We start from the raw sequence: 22,989 nt of genomic DNA on the forward strand, positions 1-22,989 counted from the left end.
CCTCACTTGAGTCCGGACGACCAGATCATCTCCCACCTGGCCTTTTCGCCAATCGGGGAATATCTGTCTCCGTGCCCGGGACTGAGGGGCCGGTACGCGCGTAGTGAGTCCGAGCCCTCGGAAGGACCCCCTCTTGGCCGCCTCGCGCAACGCCTCGACCTCGAATACGAACAACGCCGCCAGCACTGCCCCGCTGCGCATCTCTTTTGCAAAGATCAAGGAGCCACTCGAGGTTCCCAACCTGCTCGCGTTGCAGACCGAGAGCTTTGACTGGCTGCTCGGGAACACCGCCTGGCAGAGTCGGGTCGAGGCGGCTCTGGAGTCCGGTCAGGACGTCCCCACCAAGTCCGGTCTGGAGGAGATCTTCGAGGAGATCTCCCCGATCGAGGACTTCTCCGGGTCGATGTCGCTGACGTTCCGCGACCACCGTTTCGAGCCGCCGAAGAACAGCATCGACGAGTGCAAGGACCGTGACTTCACGTACGCGGCCCCGCTCTTCGTGACGGCCGAGTTCACCAACAACGAGACCGGCGAGATCAAGTCCCAGACGGTCTTCATGGGCGACTTCCCGCTGATGACCAACAAGGGCACCTTCGTCATCAACGGCACCGAGCGTGTCGTGGTGTCGCAGCTGGTCCGTTCGCCGGGTGTCTACTTCGACTCCTCCATCGACAAGACGTCCGACAAGGACATCTTCTCGGCCAAGATCATCCCTTCCCGGGGCGCCTGGCTGGAGATGGAGATCGACAAGCGCGACATGGTCGGTGTCCGCATCGACCGCAAGCGCAAGCAGTCCGTCACCGTCCTTCTGAAGGCTCTCGGCTGGACCACCGAGCAGATCCTCGAGGAGTTCGGCGAGTACGAGTCCATGCGCGCCACCCTGGAGAAGGACCACACCCAGGGCCAGGACGACGCGCTGCTCGACATCTACCGCAAGCTGCGTCCGGGCGAGCCCCCCACGCGTGAGGCCGCGCAGACGCTGCTCGAGAACCTCTACTTCAACCCCAAGCGCTACGACCTGGCCAAGGTCGGCCGCTACAAGGTCAACAAGAAGCTGGGCGCGGACGCTCCGCTCGACGCGGGCGTGCTGACCGTCGAGGACGTCATCTCGACGATCAAGTACCTGGTCAAGCTGCACGCCGGTGAGACCGAGACGGGTGCGGACAACGGCACGACGATCGTCGTCGAGACCGACGACATCGACCACTTCGGCAACCGTCGTCTGCGCAGCGTCGGCGAGCTCATCCAGAACCAGGTCCGCACGGGTCTGGCGCGTATGGAGCGAGTCGTCCGCGAGCGGATGACGACTCAGGACGTCGAGGCGATCACGCCGCAGACCCTGATCAACATCCGGCCGGTCGTCGCCTCCATCAAGGAGTTCTTCGGCACCAGCCAGCTGTCGCAGTTCATGGACCAGAACAACCCGCTGTCGGGTCTCACCCACAAGCGCCGTCTGTCGGCGCTTGGACCGGGTGGTCTCTCCCGTGAGCGGGCCGGCTTCGAGGTCCGTGACGTGCACCCGTCGCACTACGGCCGCATGTGCCCGATCGAGACGCCCGAAGGCCCGAACATCGGTCTGATCGGCTCGCTCGCCTCCTACGGCCGCGTCAACGCGTTCGGTTTCGTGGAGACGCCCTACCGCCGGGTCACCGACGGTGTCGTCACCGACGAGGTCGACTACCTGACGGCCGACGAAGAGGACCGCTTCGTCATCGCGCAGGCCAACGCCACGCTCGACGACGACCTGCGCTTCACCGAGAACCGCGTCCTGGTCCGCCGCCGTGGCGGCGAGGTCGACTACGTCCCCGGTGACGACGTGGACTACATGGACGTCTCGCCGCGCCAGATGGTGTCGGTCGCGACCGCCATGATCCCGTTCCTCGAGCACGACGACGCCAACCGTGCCCTCATGGGCGCGAACATGATGCGTCAGGCCGTGCCGCTCATCAAGAGCGAGGCCCCGCTCGTCGGCACCGGCATGGAGTACCGCTCCGCCGTCGACGCCGGCGACGTGGTCAAGGCCGAGAAGGACGGTGTGGTCCAGGAGGTCTCCGCGGACTACATCACCACGACCAACGACGACGGCACGTACATCACGTACCGCCTGGCCAAGTTCTCGCGCTCCAACCAGGGCACCTCGGTCAACCAGAAGGTCATCGTCAACGAGGGCGACCGGATCATCACCGGTCAGGTCCTCGCCGACGGCCCGGCCACCGAGAACGGCGAGATGGCGCTCGGCAAGAACCTGCTCGTGGCGTTCATGCCGTGGGAGGGTCACAACTACGAGGACGCGATCATCCTGTCGCAGCGCCTCGTGCAGGACGACGTCCTCTCCTCGATCCACATCGAGGAGCACGAGGTCGACGCCCGTGACACCAAGCTCGGCCCCGAGGAGATCACCCGGGACATCCCGAACGTCTCCGAGGAGGTCCTCGCCGACCTCGACGAGCGCGGCATCATCCGCATCGGCGCCGAGGTCGTCGCCGGCGACATCCTGGTCGGCAAGGTCACGCCCAAGGGCGAGACCGAGCTGACCCCGGAGGAGCGCCTGCTGCGCGCGATCTTCGGCGAGAAGGCCCGTGAGGTCCGTGACACCTCGCTGAAGGTGCCGCACGGCGAGATCGGCAAGGTCATCGGCGTCCGCGTCTTCGACCGTGAAGAGGGCGACGAGCTGCCGCCGGGCGTGAACCAGCTGGTTCGTGTCTACGTGGCGCAGAAGCGCAAGATCACGGACGGTGACAAGCTCGCCGGCCGTCACGGCAACAAGGGCGTCATCTCCAAGATCCTGCCCATCGAGGACATGCCGTTCCTCGAGGACGGGACCCCGGTCGACATCATCCTCAACCCGCTGGGCGTGCCGTCCCGAATGAACCCGGGACAGGTGCTGGAGATCCACCTCGGCTGGCTCGCCAGCCGCGGCTGGGACGTCTCCGGTCTCGGCGAGGACTGGGCGCAGCGCCTGCAGGTCATCGGCGCCGACCAGGTCGCCCCGGGCACCAACGTCGCCACCCCGGTGTTCGACGGCGCCCGTGAGGACGAGCTGGCGGGTCTGCTGAACCACACCATCCCGAACCGCGACGGCGAGCGCATGGTGCAGCCGACCGGTAAGGCGAGGCTGTTCGACGGCCGCTCCGGCGAGCCGTTCCCGGACCCGATCTCCATCGGGTACATGTACATCCTCAAGCTCCACCACCTGGTCGACGACAAGCTGCACGCCCGTTCGACCGGCCCGTACTCGATGATCACCCAGCAGCCGCTGGGCGGTAAGGCGCAGTTCGGCGGTCAGCGCTTCGGTGAGATGGAGGTGTGGGCGCTGGAGGCTTATGGCGCCGCGTACGCCCTCCAGGAGCTCCTGACCATCAAGTCCGACGACGTCACCGGCCGCGTGAAGGTCTACGAGGCCATCGTCAAGGGCGAGAACATCCCCGAGCCCGGCATCCCCGAGTCCTTCAAGGTGCTCATCAAGGAGATGCAGTCTCTCTGCCTGAACGTGGAGGTGCTGTCCAGCGACGGTATGTCCATCGAGATGCGTGACACCGACGAGGACGTCTTCCGCGCGGCGGAGGAGCTCGGCATCGACCTGTCCCGGCGCGAGCCGAGCAGCGTCGAAGAGGTCTGACGGGAGTCCGGTCCGGAGGTTCGGCGATGAAGATCCCTGAACCTCCGGCCGGCCCCGGGACCCCCGTTTCAGACCCCAAGACTTACAACCCTGAGAGGGATTGACGCATAGTGCTCGACGTCAACTTCTTCGACGAGCTCCGGATCGGTCTGGCTACCGCTGACGACATCCGTCAGTGGAGCCACGGCGAGGTCAAGAAGCCCGAGACGATCAACTACCGCACGCTCAAGCCGGAAAAGGACGGACTCTTCTGCGAGAAGATCTTCGGTCCGACCCGGGACTGGGAGTGCTACTGCGGCAAGTACAAGCGCGTCCGCTTCAAGGGCATCATCTGCGAGCGCTGCGGCGTCGAGGTCACTCGCGCCAAGGTGCGTCGTGAGCGGATGGGCCACATCGAACTGGCCGCTCCCGTCACCCACATCTGGTACTTCAAGGGTGTCCCGAGCCGTCTGGGCTACCTGCTCGACCTGGCTCCCAAGGACCTCGAGAAGGTCATCTACTTCGCGGCGTACATGATCACGTACGTCGACGACGAGCGCCGGACCCGTGACCTGCCCTCGCTGGAGGCGCACGTCTCCGTCGAGCGTCAGCAGATCGAGAACCGTCGCGACTCCGACCTCGAGGCCCGCGCCAAGAAGCTCGAGACCGACCTGGCCGAGCTCGAGGCCGAGGGCGCCAAGGCCGACGTGCGCCGCAAGGTGCGCGAAGGCGCCGAGCGCGAGATGAAGCAGCTGCGCGACCGTGCGCAGCGCGAGATCGACCGTCTCGACGAGGTGTGGACGCGCTTCAAGAACCTCAAGGTCCAGGACCTCGAGGGCGACGAGCTGCTCTACCGCGAGCTGCGTGACCGCTTCGGCACGTACTTCGACGGCTCGATGGGCGCCGCCGCGCTGCAGAAGCGCCTGGAGTCCTTCGACCTCGACGAGGAGGCCGAGCGTCTCCGCGAGATCATCCGCACCGGCAAGGGCCAGAAGAAGACCCGTGCGCTCAAGCGCCTGAAGGTCGTCTCCGCGTTCCTGCAGACCAGCAACAGCCCCAAGGGCATGGTGCTCGACTGCGTGCCGGTCATCCCGCCGGACCTCCGCCCGATGGTGCAGCTGGACGGTGGCCGCTTCGCGACCTCCGACCTGAACGACCTGTACCGCCGTGTGATCAACCGCAACAACCGTCTGAAGCGGCTTCTCGACCTCGGCGCGCCCGAGATCATCGTGAACAACGAGAAGCGCATGCTCCAGGAGGCCGTCGACGCGCTCTTCGACAACGGCCGTCGTGGTCGCCCGGTCACGGGCCCCGGCAACCGTCCGCTGAAGTCGCTGTCCGACATGCTCAAGGGCAAGCAGGGCCGCTTCCGTCAGAACCTGCTCGGCAAGCGTGTGGACTACTCCGCGCGTTCCGTGATCGTCGTCGGTCCGCAGCTGAAGCTGCACCAGTGCGGTCTGCCGAAGGCGATGGCGCTGGAGCTGTTCAAGCCGTTCGTGATGAAGCGGCTCGTGGACCTCAACCACGCGCAGAACATCAAGAGCGCCAAGCGCATGGTGGAGCGCGGCCGCACCGTCGTGTACGACGTCCTCGAAGAGGTCATCGCCGAGCACCCGGTGCTGCTGAACCGTGCGCCCACCCTGCACCGCCTCGGCATCCAGGCCTTCGAGCCGCAGCTGGTCGAGGGCAAGGCCATCCAGATCCACCCGCTCGTCTGCACCGCGTTCAACGCGGACTTCGACGGTGACCAGATGGCCGTCCACCTGCCGCTCTCCGCGGAGGCGCAGGCCGAGGCCCGCATCCTGATGCTGTCCTCGAACAACATCCTCAAGCCCGCCGACGGCCGTCCGGTGACGATGCCGACCCAGGACATGGTCCTCGGTCTGTTCTTCCTCACCACCGACGGTGAGCTGCGCGACACCAAGGGCGAGGGCCGGTCCTTCGGCTCCACGGCCGAGGCGATCATGGCGTTCGACGCCGGTGAGCTCGCGCTGCAGTCGCCGATCGACATCCGCTTCCCGGTGGGCACCATCCCGCCGCGTGGGTGGACGCCGCCGGCGCAGGAGGAGGGCGACCCCGAGTGGCAGCAGGGTGACACCTTCCGGCTGCGGACGACCCTGGGCCGCGCGCTCTTCAACGAGCTGCTGCCCGAGGACTACCCGTTCGTCGACTACTCGGTGGGCAAGAAGCAGCTCTCCGAGATCGTCAACGACCTGGCCGAGCGCTACCCCAAGGTCATCGTGGCGGCGACGCTCGACAACCTGAAGGCGGCCGGCTTCTTCTGGGCGACCCGTTCCGGTGTCACCGTGGCCATCTCCGACGTCGTCGTTCCCGAGGCGAAGAAGGAGATCGTCCGCGGGTACGAGGCGCAGGACGAGAAGGTCCAGAAGCAGTACGAGCGTGGTCTGATCACCAAGGAAGAGCGCACGCAGGAGCTCATCGCGATCTGGACCAAGGCGACCAACGAGGTCGCCGAGGCGATGAACGCGAACTTCCCCAAGACCAACCCCATCTTCATGATGGTTGACTCGGGCGCCCGAGGAAACATGATGCAGATGCGGCAGATCGCCGGTATGCGTGGTCTGGTGTCGAACGCGAAGAACGAGACCATCCCGCGTCCGATCAAGGCGTCCTTCCGTGAGGGCCTGTCCGTGCTGGAGTACTTCATCTCCACGCACGGCGCCCGTAAGGGTCTGGCGGACACCGCCCTGCGTACCGCCGACTCGGGTTACCTGACCCGTCGTCTGGTGGACGTCTCGCAGGACGTCATCATCCGCGAGGAGGACTGCGGCACCGAGCGCGGTCTGAAGCTGAAGATCGCCGTCCGCGGCGAGGACGGCGTCCTGCGCAAGACGGACGACGTCGAGACCAGCGTCTACGCCCGCATGCTCGCCGAGGACGTCGTCATCGACGGCAAGGTGATCGCGCCGGCCAACGTGGACCTGGGCGACGTGCTCATCGACCAGCTGGTGCGCCACGGCGTCGAGGAGGTCAAGACCCGCTCGATCCTGACCTGTGAGTCGCAGGTCGGCACGTGTGCCATGTGCTACGGCCGCTCGCTGGCCACCGGCAAGCTGGTCGACATCGGTGAGGCGGTCGGCATCATCGCCGCCCAGTCCATCGGTGAGCCCGGCACCCAGCTGACGATGCGTACCTTCCACACCGGTGGTGTGGCCGGTGACGACATCACCCAGGGTCTGCCGCGTGTCGTCGAGCTCTTCGAGGCCCGTACCCCGAAGGGCGTCGCCCCGATCTCCGAGGCCTCCGGCCGCGTGCGGATCGAGGAGACCGAGAAGACCAAGAAGATCGTCATCACGCCGGACGACGGCAGCGACGAGACGGCGTTCCCGATCTCGAAGCGTGCCCGTCTGCTGGTCAGCGAGGGCGAGCACGTCGAGGTGGGCCAGAAGCTCACCGTGGGTGCCACCAACCCGCACGACGTGCTGCGCATCCTGGGTCAGCGTGCCGTCCAGGTCCACCTGGTCGGCGAGGTCCAGAAGGTGTACAACTCGCAGGGCGTGTCGATCCACGACAAGCACATCGAGATCATCATCCGGCAGATGCTGCGCCGTGTGACGATCATCGAGTCCGGCGACGCCGAGCTGCTGCCCGGCGAGCTCGTCGAGCGCTCGAAGTTCGAGGTCGAGAACCGTCGTGTGGTGCAAGAGGGCGGTCACCCGGCCTCCGGTCGTCCGCAGCTGATGGGTATCACCAAGGCCTCGCTGGCGACGGAATCCTGGCTGTCGGCCGCCTCCTTCCAGGAGACGACCCGAGTGCTGACGGACGCGGCGATCAACGCCAAGTCCGACAGCCTCATCGGCCTCAAGGAGAACGTCATCATCGGTAAGCTCATCCCGGCCGGTACGGGTCTGTCCCGCTACCGCAACATCCGGGTCGAGCCGACCGAAGAGGCCAAGGCCGCGATGTACTCGGCCGTCGGCTACGACGACATCGACTACTCGCCGTTCGGCACCGGCTCCGGCCAGGCCGTTCCGCTGGAGGACTACGACTACGGTCCGTACAACCAGTAAGGCGTACGTCTGAGGTACTGAAGGGCGGTCACCCCCGTTGCGGGGGTGACCGCCCTTCGGCGTGACCGGGGGACTGCTGCGGGCGTTCTGTCAGGCGTTCTGCTGGGCGCTCTGACGGGCGGCAGAGAGCCCGGGGACCCCTCGGCCGCCTCCTGGGCGCGGGAGAGAGCCGCCGGGGCTTCCGAGGGCCGGCGAGCGCCGCGGAGGGGTGGGGAGAGGCGAGGCGGGGTGGGGAGGCGAGGCGGGCGGGCAGGGGCGAGGGAGCGACGAGGCTCCCGGGCGCGTGGTCGGGGGTGCGGGACGCGTCGGGCGGCGCCGCCGGCGGGCCCCGGACCGGCTACGGGATTCCCAGTTCGAAGATCACGTAATGCGCGTACCACCCGGAGGCGAGGGCCGCCGTCGTGAAGAACACCGCGAGGCTCGGCCACTTCAGCCGGCTCATGGCCGCGGCCGGCGCGAGCAGCAGGGGGAAGGCCGGGAGGAGGTAGCGGCCCGTGTTGCCGAACATCTGCTGGGTGCCCAGCACGGTGATCACGCTCGCCAGTGTGTACGCGACCAGCACCAGCGGCGGCTTCTTGCGCAGCATCAGCGCGATGAGGAACGGCAGAGCCAGGACCACCTGGACGGCGAGGAGATCCGGGACGGAGAACGCGAACAGGTAGTCGTGGCGTCCGACCGCGGTGTTGGCGAGCACGTCCCAGGTGTACTTGCCGAAGTCGAAGTAGTGCGCCCAGCCCTCGCGCTGGAGCGTGAAGTACGCGGTGAGGTCGCCCGAGCTGAGGCCGACCCAGGCGACGTACGTGAGCAGGCCGAGCGGGGCGGCGAACATGGCGTAGAGGGGCCCCGCCACCCCGTGCTCGCGCCTGCTGTCGCGCCGGGCGAGGGTCACGATCGCGGCGAGGCCGACGGCGCCGATGAGGGCGGCGGAGGTGGGCCGGTTGAGCCCGGCCAGGAAGGCGAGCAGTCCGGCCGCCACCCAGCGGCGCTTCATCACGCAGTAGCAGCACCAGGTCGCGATGGCGACGAAGACGGACTCCGAGTAGACCGCCCACTCGACGCCCGCGCCGGGCACCACGGCCCACAGGCCGGCCGCGATCGTGCCGGCCCGCGCACCGGCGAGCGTGGAGACCACCGCGTAGACGCCGGCGGCCGCCACGAAGGACGCCACCACCGACACCAGGATCCCGGAGCCGTACAGTCCGAGGCCGGTGACCTCGGAGACGCCGCGGATCAGGCCCGGGTAGAGCGGGAAGAAGGCGACCGAGTTCTGCTTGACGGTGAACAGCCCGCCCGGGGCGAGCCGCTCCAGCGGGCCGGGGTCGTAGCCCTTCTCGGCGACCTGGAGGTACCACCAGCCGTCCCAGGTGGCGAGCACGTCCCACCAGTGGGCGCCGCCGCCGAAGCGCGGGTTCTTCTTCTGGTACTCGTCGGCCCACTCCAGGAGCCAGGCGAACACCGACAGACCCACGAGCTTCGTCACACCGTAGAGGAGCAGCGGGGCGCGGTACGGTCGTACACCGTCCGGCAGGGTGAGGCGGCGCAGGGTTCCTGGCCGCTTCTCCGGCCCGCCGGGCACGGCGGGGTCCGTCGCCGTGTCGCTGGAAGCCGTGCTCATGGCTGGGGTCCCCCCTCGGCCGACCGCCGGACGTCCAGGGCGGCGGCGCTGCTGTCCGGATGATCGTGAAGTCTGCTCAAAAGAGTGTGGTCATAAGATCGCAACAGAGTCGCACATGCGCACCACAGGTTGGGGGAGGACGGGTGGCCGAAGCGTCGAAGACCACGGCGGCGCCGACCGTCTTGTCGGTCGTCATACCCATGTACAACGAGGAGGAGGTGCTGCCCGCGCTCGTCAGCCGGCTGCGCCCGGTCCTCTCCGGGCTCGGCGTCGAGCACGAGGTCGTGGCGGTGGACGACGGCAGCACGGACCGCACGGCGGAGCTGCTGGCCGCGTTCCGGCTCGGCTGGCCGCAGCTGCGCGTCATCGGCCTGCGCCGCAATTCCGGCCATCAGGCCGCCCTGACCGCCGGACTGGACCGGGCGGTCGGCGCGTACGTCGTCAGCATCGACGCCGACCTCCAGGACCCGCCCGAGAAGATCCCCGACATGCTCGCGCTGGCCCGCGCCGAGAGCCTGGACATCGTCTACGGCATCCGCGCCGACCGGGCCAGCGACACCGGCTTCAAGCGGTGGACGGCGGGCCTGTACTACCGCCTCGTCCGCCGCCTGGCGGGCCCGTCGGTGCCGGCCCATGCCGGTGACTTCCGGCTGCTCAGCCGGGCCGCCGTGGACGCCCTGAAGGCCCTGCCCGACCAGCAGCGCGTCTACCGTCTCCTCGTGCCCTGGCTGGGCTTTCCCAGCGGCCAGGTCACCTACGAGCGGGCCCCGCGGCCCGCCGGGCAGAGCAAGTACCCCCTCGGCCGGATGATCCGGCTCGCCGTCGACAGCGTCACCGGCTTTTCCGCCGCACCGCTGCGCATCGCCACCTGGCTGGGCGGCTTCGCCTTCCTGGTCTGTCTCGGCCTGATGGTCTACACGCTGAGCGCCCACGCCTTCCAGCACACCGTGCCCGGCTGGACGTCCCTCTTCATCGGCGTGCTGTTCATCGGCGCCGTGCAGCTGGTCTGCGTCGGGCTGCTCGGCGAGTACGTGGGCCGCATCTACACGGCTGTGCAGAACCGTCCGACGTACTTCATCGGCCACGACACTGCGGCGGGTGGCCGGGACACGGCGGTGGGGACCGGGACCGGGACCGGGACCGGGACCGGCATCGGAACCGGGACCGGCATCGGAACCGACGCCGGAGCGTCGGTGCCGTCCCCCGCGGGGCCGCCGGCGGGTTCCGAGGACGCCGCGACCCGCGTGGCACAGGGGCTGAGACAGGGCTCTTAAACCTCCGGCGTGTCGGTGACTGGGCCTTTGTTTTGACCGGAGTCGGTGCGCTAGGTACGCTCAGACCTTGTGCCTGGGGTGTGCCCTGGCCCATGTGCGTGTCTGCAACCGCACCGGGGCCGTAGCAATGGCCACCGCGATCTGCGCCCCTTTCTGCCTCGCGGCGGAAGTCCGCGGGTCCGACACACCCGACCGCGTGGGTCGGCGAAGTTCCAGGTTAGCTTCACCATTCGGCACACAGAAACCGGAGAAGTAGTGCCTACGATCCAGCAGCTGGTCCGTAAGGGCCGGCAGGACAAGGTCGAGAAGAACAAGACGCCCGCACTCGAGGGTTCGCCCCAGCGTCGCGGCGTCTGCACGCGTGTGTTCACGACCACCCCGAAGAAGCCGAACTCGGCCCTGCGTAAGGTCGCGCGTGTGCGTCTGACCAGCGGTATCGAGGTCACTGCTTACATTCCGGGTGAGGGACACAACCTGCAGGAGCACTCCATCGTGCTCGTGCGCGGCGGCCGTGTGAAGGACCTGCCGGGTGTTCGCTACAAGATCATCCGCGGCTCCCTCGACACCCAGGGTGTCAAGAACCGCAAGCAGGCCCGCAGCCGCTACGGCGCCAAGAAGGAGAAGTAAACAATGCCTCGTAAGGGCCCTGCCCCGAAGCGCCCGGTCATCATCGACCCGGTCTACGGTTCTCCTCTTGTCACGTCGCTCATCAACAAGGTGCTGCTGAACGGCAAGCGCTCCACCGCCGAGCGCATCGTCTACGGCGCCATGGAGGGCCTGCGCGAGAAGACCGGCAACGACCCGGTCATCACGCTGAAGCGCGCTCTCGAGAACATCAAGCCGACCATCGAGGTCAAGTCCCGCCGTGTCGGTGGCGCGACCTACCAGGTCCCGATCGAGGTCAAGCCCGGCCGCGCGAGCACCCTTGCTCTGCGCTGGCTCGTCGGCTACTCCCGCGCCCGTCGCGAGAAGACCATGACCGAGCGCCTGCTCAACGAGCTTCTCGACGCGTCCAACGGCCTCGGCGCCGCTGTGAAGAAGCGCGAGGACACCCACAAGATGGCCGAGTCCAACAAGGCCTTCGCGCACTACCGCTGGTAGTCGCTACCCACATCGAGACCGAGAGAAGACGAAAGCCTTATGGCTACCACTTCACTTGACCTGGCCAAGGTCCGCAACATCGGGATCATGGCCCACATCGACGCGGGCAAGACGACCACCACCGAGCGGATCCTGTTCTACACCGGCGTCTCCTACAAGATCGGTGAGGTCCACGACGGCGCCGCGACCATGGACTGGATGGAGCAGGAGCAGGAGCGTGGCATCACGATCACCTCTGCTGCCACCACCTGTCACTGGCCGCTTGCCGACGTCGACCACACCATCAACATCATCGACACCCCGGGTCACGTCGACTTCACCGTCGAGGTGGAGCGTTCCCTGCGCGTGCTCGACGGCGCCGTGACGGTGTTCGACGGCGTCGCGGGTGTCGAGCCCCAGTCCGAGACCGTTTGGCGTCAGGCGGACCGCTACGGCGTGCCGCGCATCTGCTTCGTCAACAAGCTCGACCGGACCGGTGCCGAGTTCCACCGCTGTGTCGACATGATCAGCAGCCGCCTCGGTGCGACGCCGATCGTGATGCAGCTCCCGATCGGTGCCGAGGCCGACTTCAAGGGCGTCGTCGACCTGGTCACGATGAAGGCCTTCGTGTGGTCCGCCGAGGCGGAGAAGGGCGAGATGTACGACGTCGTCGACATCCCGGCCACCCACACCGAGGCTGCCGAGGAGTACCGCGGCAAGCTCGTCGAGACCGTCGCCGAGAACGACGACGAGATCATGGAGCTGTACCTGGAGGGCCAGGAGCCTTCCGTGGAGCAGCTGTACGCCGCGATCCGTCGTATCACCATCGCGTCCGGCAAGTCCGACGGCGTCACCGTCACCCCGGTGTTCTGTGGCACCGCGTTCAAGAACAAGGGCGTCCAGCCCCTGCTCGACGCGGTCGTGCGCTACCTGCCCTCCCCCCTGGACGTCGAGGCCATCGAGGGCCACGACGTCAAGGACCCGGAGCAGGTCGTCAAGCGCAAGCCGTCCGAGGACGAGCCGCTGTCCGCCCTCGCGTTCAAGATCATGAGCGACCCGCACCTGGGCAAGCTCACCTTCGTCCGGGTCTACTCGGGCCGCCTGGTGTCCGGCACTGCCGTGCTGAACTCCGTCAAGGGCAAGAAGGAGCGCATCGGCAAGATCTACCGCATGCACGCGAACAAGCGTGAGGAGATCGAGGCGGTCGGCGCCGGCGACATCGTCGCCGTCATGGGTCTGAAGCAGACCACGACCGGCGAGACGCTGTGCGACGACAAGAACCCGGTGATCCTGGAGTCCATGGACTTCCCGGCTCCGGTCATCCAGGTCGCCATCGAGCCCAAGTCGAAGGGCGACCAGGAGAAGCTGGGCATCGCGATCCAGCGCCTGGCCGAGGAGGACCCGTCGTTCCAGGTCCACTCGGACGAGGAGACCGGCCAGACCATCATCGGCGGCATGGGCGAACTGCACCTCGAGGTGCTGGTCGACCGGATGCGCCGTGAGTTCAAGGTCGAGGCCAACGTCGGCAAGCCGCAGGTCGCCTACCGCGAGACCATCCGCAAGGCGGTCGACCGGGTCGACTACACGCACAAGAAGCAGACCGGCGGTACCGGCCAGTTCGCCAAGGTGCAGATCGCGATCGAGCCGATCGAGGGCGGCGACGCCTCGTACGAGTTCGTGAACAAGGTGACCGGTGGTCGTATCCCGAAGGAGTACATCCCTTCGGTCGACGCCGGTGCGCAGGAGGCCATGCAGTTCGGCATCCTCGCCGGTTACGAGATGACCGGCGTGCGCGTCACCCTGCTCGACGGCGGCTACCACGAGGTGGACTCCTCCGAGCTCGCCTTCAAGATCGCCGGTTCGCAGGCCTTCAAGGAGGCCGCGCGCAAGGCCAGCCCCGTGCTGCTCGAGCCGATGATGGCCGTCGAGGTCACCACGCCCGAGGACTACATGGGCGAGGTCATCGGCGACATCAACTCCCGCCGTGGTCAGATCCAGGCCATGGAGGAGCGGGCCGGTGCCCGCGTCGTCAAGGGCCTGGTGCCCCTGTCGGAGATGTTCGGCTACGTCGGCGACCTCCGCAGCAAGACGTCGGGTCGCGCAAGCTACTCGATGCAGTTCGACTCCTACGCCGAGGTTCCGCGGAACGTCGCCGAGGAGATCATCGCGAAGGCCAAGGGCGAGTAACGCACCGCGTTCACACGCTTTAGGCTTGACTCCGGAGCCTCTGGGGCAACCACCCGCATTCGTCAAGGATCGTGGGTGTTTGCCCCGGCCCCGGGATTTGACAGCAAAGATCACCTGGCGCCGATGAAGCAAGGCGTTCCAGAACCACTCCCAGGAGGACCCCAGTGGCGAAGGCGAAGTTCGAGCGGACTAAGCCGCACGTCAACATCGGCACCATCGGTCACATCGACCACGGTAAGACGACCCTCACGGCCGCCATTACCAAGGTGCTGCACGACGCGTACCCGGACCTGAACGAGGCCTCGGCCTTCGACCAGATCGACAAGGCTCCTGAGGAGCGCCAGCGCGGTATCACCATCTCCATCGCGCACGTCGAGTACCAGACCGAGACGCGTCACTACGCCCACGTCGACTGCCCCGGTCACGCGGACTACATCAAGAACATGATCACGGGTGCGGCGCAGATGGACGGCGCCATCCTCGTTGTCGCCGCCACCGACGGCCCGATGCCGCAGACCAAGGAGCACGTGCTCCTGGCCCGCCAGGTCGGCGTTCCGTACATCGTCGTCGCCCTGAACAAGGCCGACATGGTGGACGACGAGGAGATCCTGGAGCTCGTCGAGCTCGAGGTCCGTGAGCTCCTCTCCGAGTACGAGTTCCCGGGCGACGACCTGCCGGTCGTCAAGGTCTCGGCGCTCAAGGCCCTCGAGGGCGACCCGGAGTGGGCGAAGACCGTCCTGGAGCTCATGGCCGCGGTCGACGAGTCGATCCCGACCCCCGAGCGTGACGTCGACAAGCCGTTCCTCATGCCCGTCGAGGACGTCTTCACGATCACCGGTCGCGGTACGGTCGTCACCGGCCGTATCGAGCGTGGTGTCCTGAAGGTCAACGAGACCGTCGACATCATCGGCATCAAGCAGGACAAGACCACCACCACGGTCACCGGCATCGAGATGTTCCGCAAGCTGCTCGACGAGGGCCAGGCCGGTGAGAACGTCGGTCTGCTGCTTCGTGGCATCAAGCGCGAGGACGTCGAGCGCGGCCAGGTCATCATCAAGCCGGGTTCGGTCACGCCGCACACCGAGTTCGAGGCCCAGGCCTACATCCTGTCGAAGGACGAGGGTGGCCGTCACACCCCCTTCTTCAACAACTACCGTCCGCAGTTCTACTTCCGTACGACGGACGTGACCGGCGTCGTGACCCTCCCCGAGGGCACCGAGATGGTCATGCCGGGTGACAACACCGAGATGAAGGTGGAGCTCATCCAGCCCGTCGCCATGGAAGAGGGCCTGAAGTTCGCCATCCGTGAGGGTGGCCGGACGGTCGGCGCCGGCCAGGTCACCAAGATCAACAAGTAAGTCTGTTGGTCGACCTGGTAGCTCCAGCCTGAGCTGAGCAACCTGAGAGGGCCCGTACGACTCCGGTCGTACGGGCCCTCTCGCGTGGGCGGCGCCGGGGGCGGTTCGATCAGGCGGGGCGCCGGGGGAGGTCGCCGCCACCCCCGCCGCCGTCCCGGTGCGTGACTCCTGGCTCTTCGACGACCCCGCGTTCCGGGTCGCCCCGGCCGCCTGGACGGAGTTCGTGACGTAGGCGTCAGGCGGAGACCACCGCGGCCAGCAGTACCAGGAGGCCCACCGGAAAGAGCGTGATCAGCAGCGCCGCGCCGGCCGCCAGGATGCGGGGCGTCCGGAGCGAGAGACGGTGTGGCAGGACCCAGGCGAGGACGTACAGGGTCACAGCCGTGTAGATCATGCCGCCGTACTGCCCCATGCCGTCGTGGTCCAGGATGACGGCGTACTCCGTGGCGAGAACCGGCAGTCCGAACACGGAGGCCACGAAGGGGGCTCTCCACCACGTCTTGTGGATCTCGTGAAGCGGGGCACCCGCGGTCTGTGTCGTCATGGCTTCCATCCCACCGGCGTCGGGGCCCCGGCGGCATCCGGTCGCCTACTCATTCGCGCACGCGTTCCGCCTGAGTAGTGGTACCCGGCAGCAAGCAGGGTCAAGGGGGGAGGGCGCAGGGCCCACCATGCAGGCCGCCTCTTCGCTCGAGCCCCACGGCTTCGGCATGGGGGACGCTGTGGAGCCGACAGTCGAACCGCCGATATCCCCGCGTCGACGGAGACGGCCCACCTGGAAATCCTCAGAAGCCGTCCGGCGGACTGCTCCTCGCGAGCTTCACAATGTCGCCGGAGGCGCAGGCACGGCTCGAAGCAGGGTCAGTTCGCGGACGTGGGACGTTTCCAGACGGGCCAGGGACGAGTTCAGGCTGTCGAGGAACACCACCCTGCCCATGTTGTTGTGGGCGTAGAGGAGGTTGCCCGTCGCCTCTTGGCCGCCGATCTCCCGGCGCAGCCAGATCACGCCCCTGGTGTCCGGGCCGGGTTCCGACATCGCCCTGATCACGTCGTCCCAGGTGCCGGCCGGGGTGTGGGCGAAGTCGGCGAAGTAGCGGCGCATCAGGCGGGCCACCCAGCCGGGGGCTTCGTCGGAGGGGCGCCAGGGGAGGGGCGTGGAGGGGGCGCCCGAGATGACCGTGTGAAGGGCGACGGTGCAGCCCCGGGCGTTGATGCGGCGAGGCTGGCCCTGGACACGAGCGACCGCTTCCGAAGGGGAGGCGGGTGGGGTCAGATCGGCGAGCGGGTCGGCGGGGGCCGGGTGGAAGGGGACCGTACCGTCCTTGGGGACCACGACCGAGGCCGCCAGCATCGGCGTCCGCGGATATCCCGGTTGGGGCACCGTCCGGCAGGCCAGCAGCCAGGCGGTCTCCGTCTCGTGCACCGGGTGTGGCGTGGCCGGCTCGACGAGACCGCCGTAGGTGTGCCGGAGCCAGGCCGTCGCCCGCTGCACCGGGTGCGACACCTCAGCCACGGCCGCGGCCACCCCGAGAGCCACCGGAATCACGCGAGCCGCGCGAGGTCGTGCCCGTGTTCCAGGGGCCGACCATCATGAGGATCCGCTCACGGTGCTCGACGCCGCGATACCAGGCGCCCGGCCAGGCGGGCGCGCCCACCGAAGCCCCGGCGAACGCCCCCGCCAGCGCCGCGATCGAGTCCGAGTCGCCCGACGACCATGCCGCCCGGCGCAGCGCGGTCACCGGCTCCTCGGGAAAGAGAAGGAAGCAGTACAGGCCCGCTGCGAGCGCTTCCTCGGCGATCCAGCCCGCACCGACCGCCGCGCAAGGGTCCCGCTCAGGATCCGGAGCACGCAGCGCCGCCTCGACGGTGTCCAGGGCGCGCAGGCACTCGTCCCAGCCGTGGGCGATGTACGCCGCGGGGTCAGCGGCCCCCGCTCGCTGAGCCAGGTCCCCGAGCCACGCGGCGTGGTAGGTCGTTCGCGACTTCAGGGCGTAGTGGCGCAGCCAGTGGAGGAGTTCCACCGGAGCGCAGTTGTGGGTGAGGAGCCAGACGGCATGGGCCGTCAGGTCGCTCGCGGCGAGCGCGGTGGGATGGCCGTGCGTCAGCGCGGCCTGCAACTGGGCTGCTCCGGCCCGCTGTTCGGCGCTCAGGCCCGGGACCAGGCCGACCGGAGCGACTCGCATGTTGGCGCCGCACCCCTTGGACCCCAGCACACTCGCCGCCTGCCACGGCCCGCCGCGTTCGAGCGCGGCACAGGCGGTCAGGCACGTCTGCCCCGGCGCGCGGTTGTTGTCGGGGGAGCGCAGCCACCGGACGAAGTGGGCCCGCAGAGCCGGTTCGAGCGTCTCGGCGGAGAAGTCCGCGACGGAGTCCTGCGTGACGTCCAGCAGCGCGTCCCCGACGGCCAGCGCCATCTGGGTGTCGTCGGTCACCAGCGCCACGCCTTCGGTGAGGGGCAGCTCCAGGTCCCGCCAGGCGCCGTACCGGGCGGCCATCCGCTCCAGGGTGAGGAACTCGGTCGGGTAGCCCAGTGCGTCCCCGATGGCCAGGCCGAACATCGTGCCCGTCGCGCCGTCCTTGACCCGGTTCAGCCGCCATTCTTTCCCGGCGAGATCGTCGACGACGATGATGCTCGGCGCTTCGGAGAGCGAGCCGGGGACGACATGACTGCGGGGACTGAAGGGCGAGTCCCGGATCATTTCGGCGAGGGCCTGGGTGGGGGGGATGCCGCGCCTTTTGGCGTCGCGCAGCCGCCTTCCCCACGCCCCGAACTCGTTGTGCGCTGCTGGGCTCGCGTCGCTGCGGATCCGGATGCCCCCAGCCACGTCCTCGTCGTTGGCCCACACATAGCCGATCACCCGATTCTCGGCGTCGGCCACGGACAGGTACCGGACGGGCTTGCCCGTGTGGCGGGCGTAGCGCGGCGGCCCTCCCGTCACCACGAACGCCATATCGGCTTCGAAGCGGGGATTCTTCTTCGGTTGCGGTTCCATCAGCGTCCGCTCCTAACTACCCGGCAGCACTTCGCCGTAGATCTGGTACTGGCCGTTCTCGTCCTTGAACGCCCGGGTGACTTTGTAACTCATCCCCCGACCGAGCAACAACTCCCGTTCGGTCACCCCGAAATCGCTGACCTTCTCGATCCATGCACCGTGCGTGCCTTCGGGAACGCGCAAGCGCAGAATCGCGTCCTGTCCCTGGAAACTCGGAACCGGATGATTTCCGAGCGAACTTGATGTGTATCCCGGGTCAGCTATTTTCTGGCCGACGAGGTCCTCGATCTCATTGAAATCGATGTGGCTGATTCCGGTGCCGCGTACAACCATGACATCCTCTGGAATCGGACTGCCGGCGAGCGCCCGGTCGACCTCGTCGATATTGCGCAGCACCTCCGGGGTGCCGAAGTCCTCGTTGCCCCGCAGAAAGCCGTTCATCTCCTTGTACGTGGCCGAGCCAGGCGCGCCCACGATGGGAGGCTCCTTGCTGTAGTCCCGGAGGGCGTCCTTGGCCGACTCCGGAAGGTTCTCCACATAGTGATTCCACTGATCCCGGCCGTACGCGATCGCCGCGTCCGGGTCCTTGAACGACACCGCGCCGTCCGCCAGCTCGGCGGCGCCCACCTCGTGGCGCTGTGCGTCGGTGAGGGCGTCCCAGACATCGTCCGTGACCTGCTGAGAGTGCTGGAACCCGTGGCCCGGCGACCCGCCGTTGAGGTCCCTGACCTCCGGATAGCTCTCGTCCAGGAATCTCTGCGCCGCCGCAGGGTCCACCGTGTCCGCGTGGAGTGCGCGACCGGTCGGGGCCAGTTCGTCGCCGACCCGTACCCCCCTGGACGCCAGGTTCGAGGCGCCGGCCTCCAGCCCCTCCTTCAAGCCCAGGCGGATTCCGGTCCGGGCCAGTCCCGCGCCCTTCGTCCCGAGCAGTTCGGGCAGGAGTCTGCCGGTGAACTCGGAAGGGTCCTTGGTGAAGCCGTCCACCGTCGCCTGGACGACGCGTTCGGGGTGTGCGGCGGTGGAGACGAGGCCGGCCAGCGTCATGTTGACGTTCTGGATGTACGCGGCCGGATGCGTGAGGTTGTACGGGTCCGTGGGGTTGAGTCCGCGCACGAAGTTCAGCAGCCCCGCCGTGCCCTTGAGGGCTCCGCCGACGACATGCGTGAGCTCGGTGTTGTAGGCCTGGTAGCCGTCGATCAGGTCGTTGCCGAGCCGGTCCAGCGGCGGTGGTTCGGCGGGGGCGTGGGCGAGCGCCGCCTTGACCTGGGTCTGCGCCTCGGCGGCGATGAGGTTGCGCTGCTTGCGGGCCTGGGCGAGTCTGGCCCGCGCCGCCCTCATCCCGTCGATGCCCGGATCGTGGAAGGGCTCGGGCTCCGGTCCGGGATCCTGATCGGCCTTGATCTTGGCGTTGTAGGCGTCGACCTTCTTGTTGTACGCCTCCACGGCGTCCACGGAGGCCTTCTTGCCCTTCTTGTACTGCTCGACGGCCTCCTGGGCCTGCCGCTGGGCCCACTCGACCGTTTCCGCGTAGGCGTCCAGAGCCACGCCGGCCGCCTCGCAGGCGTCGGCCGCGTACAGCCACTTCATGGGATGCACGCCGAACTTCTCGCGGAAGGCGTCGCCGCCCACCCCCTTCCAGCCGGCCGAGTCGACCTTCTTCATACCGACGCCGACCTTGTCGAACGCGGCCTGGAAGTCCTTGAGGTGCTTGGCGCTCGCCCGGATCTTCCCGGGGTTGCCGTGCACGAGCTCGTCGGCCTGCTCGGTCTGGCCGAGCTGTTGTTCCCCGGGGGTGGCGCCGAGGTCGGAGGCGAGTTCGTCGCCGAAGTCCTCCACGGCGTCGGCGGCGTCGTGCAGGCCTATGCGGTCGAGCCCGTCGCCGGCCTTGTCGGTGGCGTAGTCGATGCCCTCGCCGAGCTTCTTCTTGCCCTCGTCGACGAGCTTCTCGCCGTACTCCAGGCCGCTGTTCAGACCGCCCTTGATGTCGTCGACGATCCCCATCAGCCCTCCCCGCCCTGCTGCTGCTGGGCGGCCTGGGCCGCCTGGGCGCGGGCCTCGGGCGAGGGCCCGAAGGTGTCGTCCAGCATTTTGTCGTACTCGGCGTCCGAGACCCCGAACGTGTCGTGGAAGTTCTCGGGGTTGAGGCCGAGGGGTCCGACGGTCCCAGAGGTCATCACATCGCGGCCGGCGTCCTTCCAGCCCTGCTTGATGTTCTCGCCCGCCTGGTCGAAGGACTCCTTGCTGTAGTCGACGTCGCCGCTGAAGACCCCGGAGGTGGCGATGTCGCCCCAGCCCATCCGGGTGACCTCGTCCTCGGAGGCGTACGGATTGCCGATGAGGGAGTTGGTGACCACCTTGAACGTGCCCCCGACGTATTCCTCGGTCTCGTGGAGGGTGCCGGCCGCGAGACCGGTCTTGACGGCGAAACCGTTGCCCTCGTTGATCAGGGAGCGCACGCCCCACTCCCAGCGCTCGCAGAACGAGCCGAACGTCTCGGTCAGCCCGTCGTGCCCGAGGTCCAGCCCCGAGAGGGACAGATCGCCGAAGCCCCGCCCCGCACCGGCCATGCCGACCATGCCGAGTTCCTTGAGCTCGCCCAGCGCCTCGGTCAGACCTCTGGCGATCAGCTCCAGGCCGACGGCCTTGAGGTCCGGCTCGCCGGCCGCGCTCATCGGCGCGCCGCCACCGTTCACGGGCGCCCACGCGCCGTTCGCCGGCACGCCGCCACCGGTCAACTGCTCGTCACCGCCGCTCACCAGGCGCCCCCCTGCTCACGATCCACGGCCACCTCGTCCGGTACGACGCCCGCGACCGGCGGGAACACCGCGCCGTCCGGCCCGTCCGCGCAGTCCAGCGCCACTCCGCAGGGGACCCCCGCCGCGGGCACGGCCACGTCCAGCAGCCGGGCGCCGAGGATCGTCTGGTAGGTCCACTCGCGGTGATACTCGCCCCGGGCCAGGGCGTACCGGGACAGCGCCTGTTCGTCGGAGAACGCCAGGATGAACCGGACGCCGCCCAGGTCGGCGGTGAGCAGACCCCGTTCGCTGTCGGGGCCGGGTCCGTCGCCCAGGGGGACCAGCACGGCCGTCTGCCGGAACTCCTCCAGCAGAGCGGCGAACCACCGCCGCCGGGCCTCGGCCTCCGGGTCGTCCGCGGCCGACGCGGGAACCCGCGCGGGTGCGGCTACCGGCTCCCGTTCAGCCACCGGCTCCGGTTCAGCCACCGGTTCCGGTGCGGCCGCCCACTCCGGTGCGAACGGCGCCCCTCGCCCCTCCGACGGCTCGCGCGGCGGGGCCGTCATCTCCGCGTAGTCCTCGAGACGTGACCTGGGAACCCTGTTCTCGGGCGGTCCGCTCGCCTTGCCCCCGTGCTCAGACATGACGTCGATTATGGCGAGGACCTGTCACCGGAAGTCGTTCCGGGGCGCGCAGGCACCCGGCGCGCACACACTCTCCACACCCTGCGTTTGACCTGCGTCACGTCCGGGGTATTGTCTCCGGCCCGATTGGCGGAGGGCGTGCCCCATATGGCAGACTGTCGGAGTTGCTCGGTCGAGTGTTGATGCTGTGCGCCTCCCGCCGGGAGGACCGGAAGCGAGTCCCACAGTACTCGTCGCCCTAACTGCCTGATGGCAGCGCTGGGGCGGACGTACGGGAATCTTTCGGGAAGCGCAGTGCGGCACCGGCCAGGCGCCCGGTGGGCCTTCCGCCCCCGGCTTGCGGTTCCGGAAGGGCCGTGTGCATTCCGCAGGGATGTTCGAACAAGGGACATCTGTGTCAGCGGGAGAGCGACACGCCCGACCGCGTGGGTCGGAGGAGAAGGTGAAATGGAACATCGGGTTCCGGAGCGGACAAAGAGACAGGACTACTGAGTAGCCATGGCGGGACAGAAGATCCGCATCCGGCTCAAGGCCTACGACCACGAGGTCATCGACAGCTCGGCGAAGAAGATCGTCGAGACGGTGACCCGCACTGGTGCGTCGGTCGCGGGCCCGGTGCCGCTGCCCACTGAGAAGAACGTGTACTGCGTCATCAAGTCGCCGCACAAGTACAAGGACTCGCGCGAGCACTTCGAGATGCGCACGCACAAGCGCCTGATCGACATCCTCGACCCGACCCCCAAGACCGTTGACTCTCTGATGCGACTCGACCTCCCGGCCGGTGTCGACATCGAGATCAAGCTCTGAGGCCGGTGATCTGAGATATGACCAAGCAGATCAAGGGCATCCTGGGCGAGAAGCTCGGCATGACGCAGGTGTGGGACGAGAACAACCGCGTTGTTCCGGTCACCGTCGTCAAGGCCAGCCCCAACGTCGTGACCCAGGTCCGTACGAACGACAGTGACGGCTACGAGTCCGTCCAGATCGCCTTCGGCGAGATCGACCCGCGCAAGGTGAACAAGCCCCTCAAGGGTCACTTCGCCAAGGCCGACGTCACTCCCCGTCGCCACCTCGTCGAGATCCGCACCGCGGACGCCTCCGAGTACACGCTGGGCCAGGAGATCACCGCTGAGGTGTTCGAGGCCGGCGTGAAGGTCGACGTGACCGGCAAGAGCAAGGGCAAGGGCTTCGCCGGTGTCATGAAGCGTCACAACTTCAAGGGCCTCGGCGCCGGTCACGGCACCCAGCGCAAGCACCGCTCGCCCGGTTCCATCGGTGGCTGCGCCACCCCGGGCCGCGTGTTCAAGGGCCTCCGCATGGCGGGTCGCATGGGCAACGAGCGCGTGACCACCCAGAACCTGACCGTCCACGCCGTTGACGCGGAGAAGGGTCTGCTGCTCATCAAGGGCGCTGTCCCCGGTCCGAACGGCGGCCTCGTCCTGGTCCGCACCGCGGCCAAGGGGGCCTGAGGTAA

17 protein-coding genes are annotated in these 22,989 nt (G+C 67.9%); 10 read left to right on the forward strand and 7 right to left on the reverse strand.

What is annotated here, in order from left to right:
- The first annotated feature begins 133 nt into the window (after nt 1-133).
- Complete coding sequence (rpoB, locus tag ACN6LD_RS04790; RefSeq protein WP_057584691.1) at nt 134-3,619, forward strand: DNA-directed RNA polymerase subunit beta; 3,486 nt, start codon at nt 134-136, stop codon at nt 3,617-3,619.
- Nucleotides 3,620-3,729: 110 nt separating this feature from the next.
- A complete protein-coding gene (locus tag ACN6LD_RS04795) occupies nt 3,730-7,629 on the forward strand; it encodes a DNA-directed RNA polymerase subunit beta' (protein WP_319190255.1) in 3,900 nt (1,299 codons plus the stop codon).
- Nucleotides 7,630-7,966: 337 nt separating this feature from the next.
- Here the strand turns inward: ACN6LD_RS04795 and ACN6LD_RS04800 are convergent, their stop codons facing one another.
- Complete coding sequence (locus ACN6LD_RS04800; RefSeq protein WP_319196984.1) at nt 7,967-9,244, reverse strand: glycosyltransferase family 39 protein; 1,278 nt, start codon at nt 9,242-9,244, stop codon at nt 7,967-7,969.
- A 143-nt stretch (nt 9,245-9,387) separates the two neighbouring features.
- Between ACN6LD_RS04800 and ACN6LD_RS04805 the strand changes: the two genes are divergently transcribed.
- From ACN6LD_RS04805 to ACN6LD_RS04830, 6 genes are all read left to right on the forward strand, one after another.
- On the forward strand, nt 9,388-10,518 hold the full coding sequence (locus ACN6LD_RS04805) for a glycosyltransferase family 2 protein (RefSeq protein ID WP_445042589.1): 1,131 nt from the start codon (nt 9,388-9,390) through the stop codon (nt 10,516-10,518).
- A gap of 255 nt (nt 10,519-10,773) precedes the next feature.
- Nucleotides 10,774-11,145, forward strand: coding sequence for a 30S ribosomal protein S12 (gene rpsL / locus ACN6LD_RS04810; RefSeq protein WP_003948652.1), 372 nt, complete (start codon nt 10,774-10,776; stop codon nt 11,143-11,145).
- Nucleotides 11,146-11,148: 3 nt separating this feature from the next.
- Complete coding sequence (rpsG, locus tag ACN6LD_RS04815; protein ID WP_020132641.1) at nt 11,149-11,619, forward strand: 30S ribosomal protein S7; 471 nt, start codon at nt 11,149-11,151, stop codon at nt 11,617-11,619.
- A 39-nt stretch (nt 11,620-11,658) separates the two neighbouring features.
- Entirely contained in the window at nt 11,659-13,785 is a 2,127-nt protein-coding gene (gene fusA, locus ACN6LD_RS04820; RefSeq protein ID WP_319196981.1) for an elongation factor G, read from the forward strand.
- A 164-nt stretch (nt 13,786-13,949) separates the two neighbouring features.
- Nucleotides 13,950-15,143: an elongation factor Tu gene (tuf, locus tag ACN6LD_RS04825; protein ID WP_057584687.1), complete on the forward strand. Its 1,194-nt coding sequence runs from the start codon at nt 13,950-13,952 to the stop codon at nt 15,141-15,143.
- 157 nt (nt 15,144-15,300) lie between these two features.
- Entirely contained in the window at nt 15,301-15,375 is a 75-nt protein-coding gene (locus tag ACN6LD_RS04830) for a hypothetical protein (protein WP_415925007.1), read from the forward strand.
- A gap of 3 nt (nt 15,376-15,378) precedes the next feature.
- Here ACN6LD_RS04830 and ACN6LD_RS04835 read toward each other — a convergent pair whose 3' ends face one another.
- The 6 genes from ACN6LD_RS04835 to ACN6LD_RS04860 all read right to left on the reverse strand — a co-directional run bounded on the left by ACN6LD_RS04835 (nt 15,379) and on the right by ACN6LD_RS04860 (nt 21,515).
- On the reverse strand, nt 15,379-15,687 hold the full coding sequence (locus ACN6LD_RS04835; RefSeq protein WP_445042590.1) for a hypothetical protein: 309 nt from the start codon (nt 15,685-15,687) through the stop codon (nt 15,379-15,381).
- A 276-nt stretch (nt 15,688-15,963) separates the two neighbouring features.
- Nucleotides 15,964-16,656, reverse strand: coding sequence for a toxin glutamine deamidase domain-containing protein (locus ACN6LD_RS04840; RefSeq protein ID WP_445042591.1), 693 nt, complete (start codon nt 16,654-16,656; stop codon nt 15,964-15,966).
- Nucleotides 16,649-17,701, reverse strand: a complete 1,053-nt coding sequence (locus ACN6LD_RS04845; RefSeq protein ID WP_319192034.1) for an ADP-ribosylglycohydrolase family protein — start codon at nt 17,699-17,701, stop codon at nt 16,649-16,651. Before ACN6LD_RS04845 ends, ACN6LD_RS04840 begins: the two co-directional genes overlap by 8 nt.
- A gap of 447 nt (nt 17,702-18,148) precedes the next feature.
- Entirely contained in the window at nt 18,149-20,137 is a 1,989-nt protein-coding gene (locus ACN6LD_RS04850) for a putative T7SS-secreted protein (protein WP_319192029.1), read from the reverse strand.
- A complete protein-coding gene (locus ACN6LD_RS04855; protein WP_445042592.1) occupies nt 20,137-20,892 on the reverse strand; it encodes a hypothetical protein in 756 nt (251 codons plus the stop codon). Before ACN6LD_RS04855 ends, ACN6LD_RS04850 begins: the two co-directional genes overlap by 1 nt.
- The gene (locus ACN6LD_RS04860) at nt 20,889-21,515 is read right to left on the reverse strand and encodes a hypothetical protein (RefSeq protein WP_445042593.1); all 627 of its coding nucleotides are present in this window, start codon (nt 21,513-21,515) and stop codon (nt 20,889-20,891) included. The genes ACN6LD_RS04855 and ACN6LD_RS04860 overlap by 4 nt, the downstream gene beginning before the upstream one ends.
- Nucleotides 21,516-22,013: 498 nt before the next feature.
- On the opposite strand from ACN6LD_RS04860, the gene rpsJ reads away from it, so the two are divergent.
- Both rpsJ and rplC read left to right on the forward strand, forming a co-directional pair.
- Nucleotides 22,014-22,322, forward strand: a complete 309-nt coding sequence (gene rpsJ / locus ACN6LD_RS04865) for a 30S ribosomal protein S10 (RefSeq protein ID WP_003948644.1) — start codon at nt 22,014-22,016, stop codon at nt 22,320-22,322.
- 17 nt (nt 22,323-22,339) lie between these two features.
- Entirely contained in the window at nt 22,340-22,984 is a 645-nt protein-coding gene (gene rplC / locus ACN6LD_RS04870; protein ID WP_057584680.1) for a 50S ribosomal protein L3, read from the forward strand.
- Nucleotides 22,985-22,989: the final 5 nt, after the last annotated feature.

The organism is Streptomyces sp. SAS_272, from assembly GCF_052543235.1.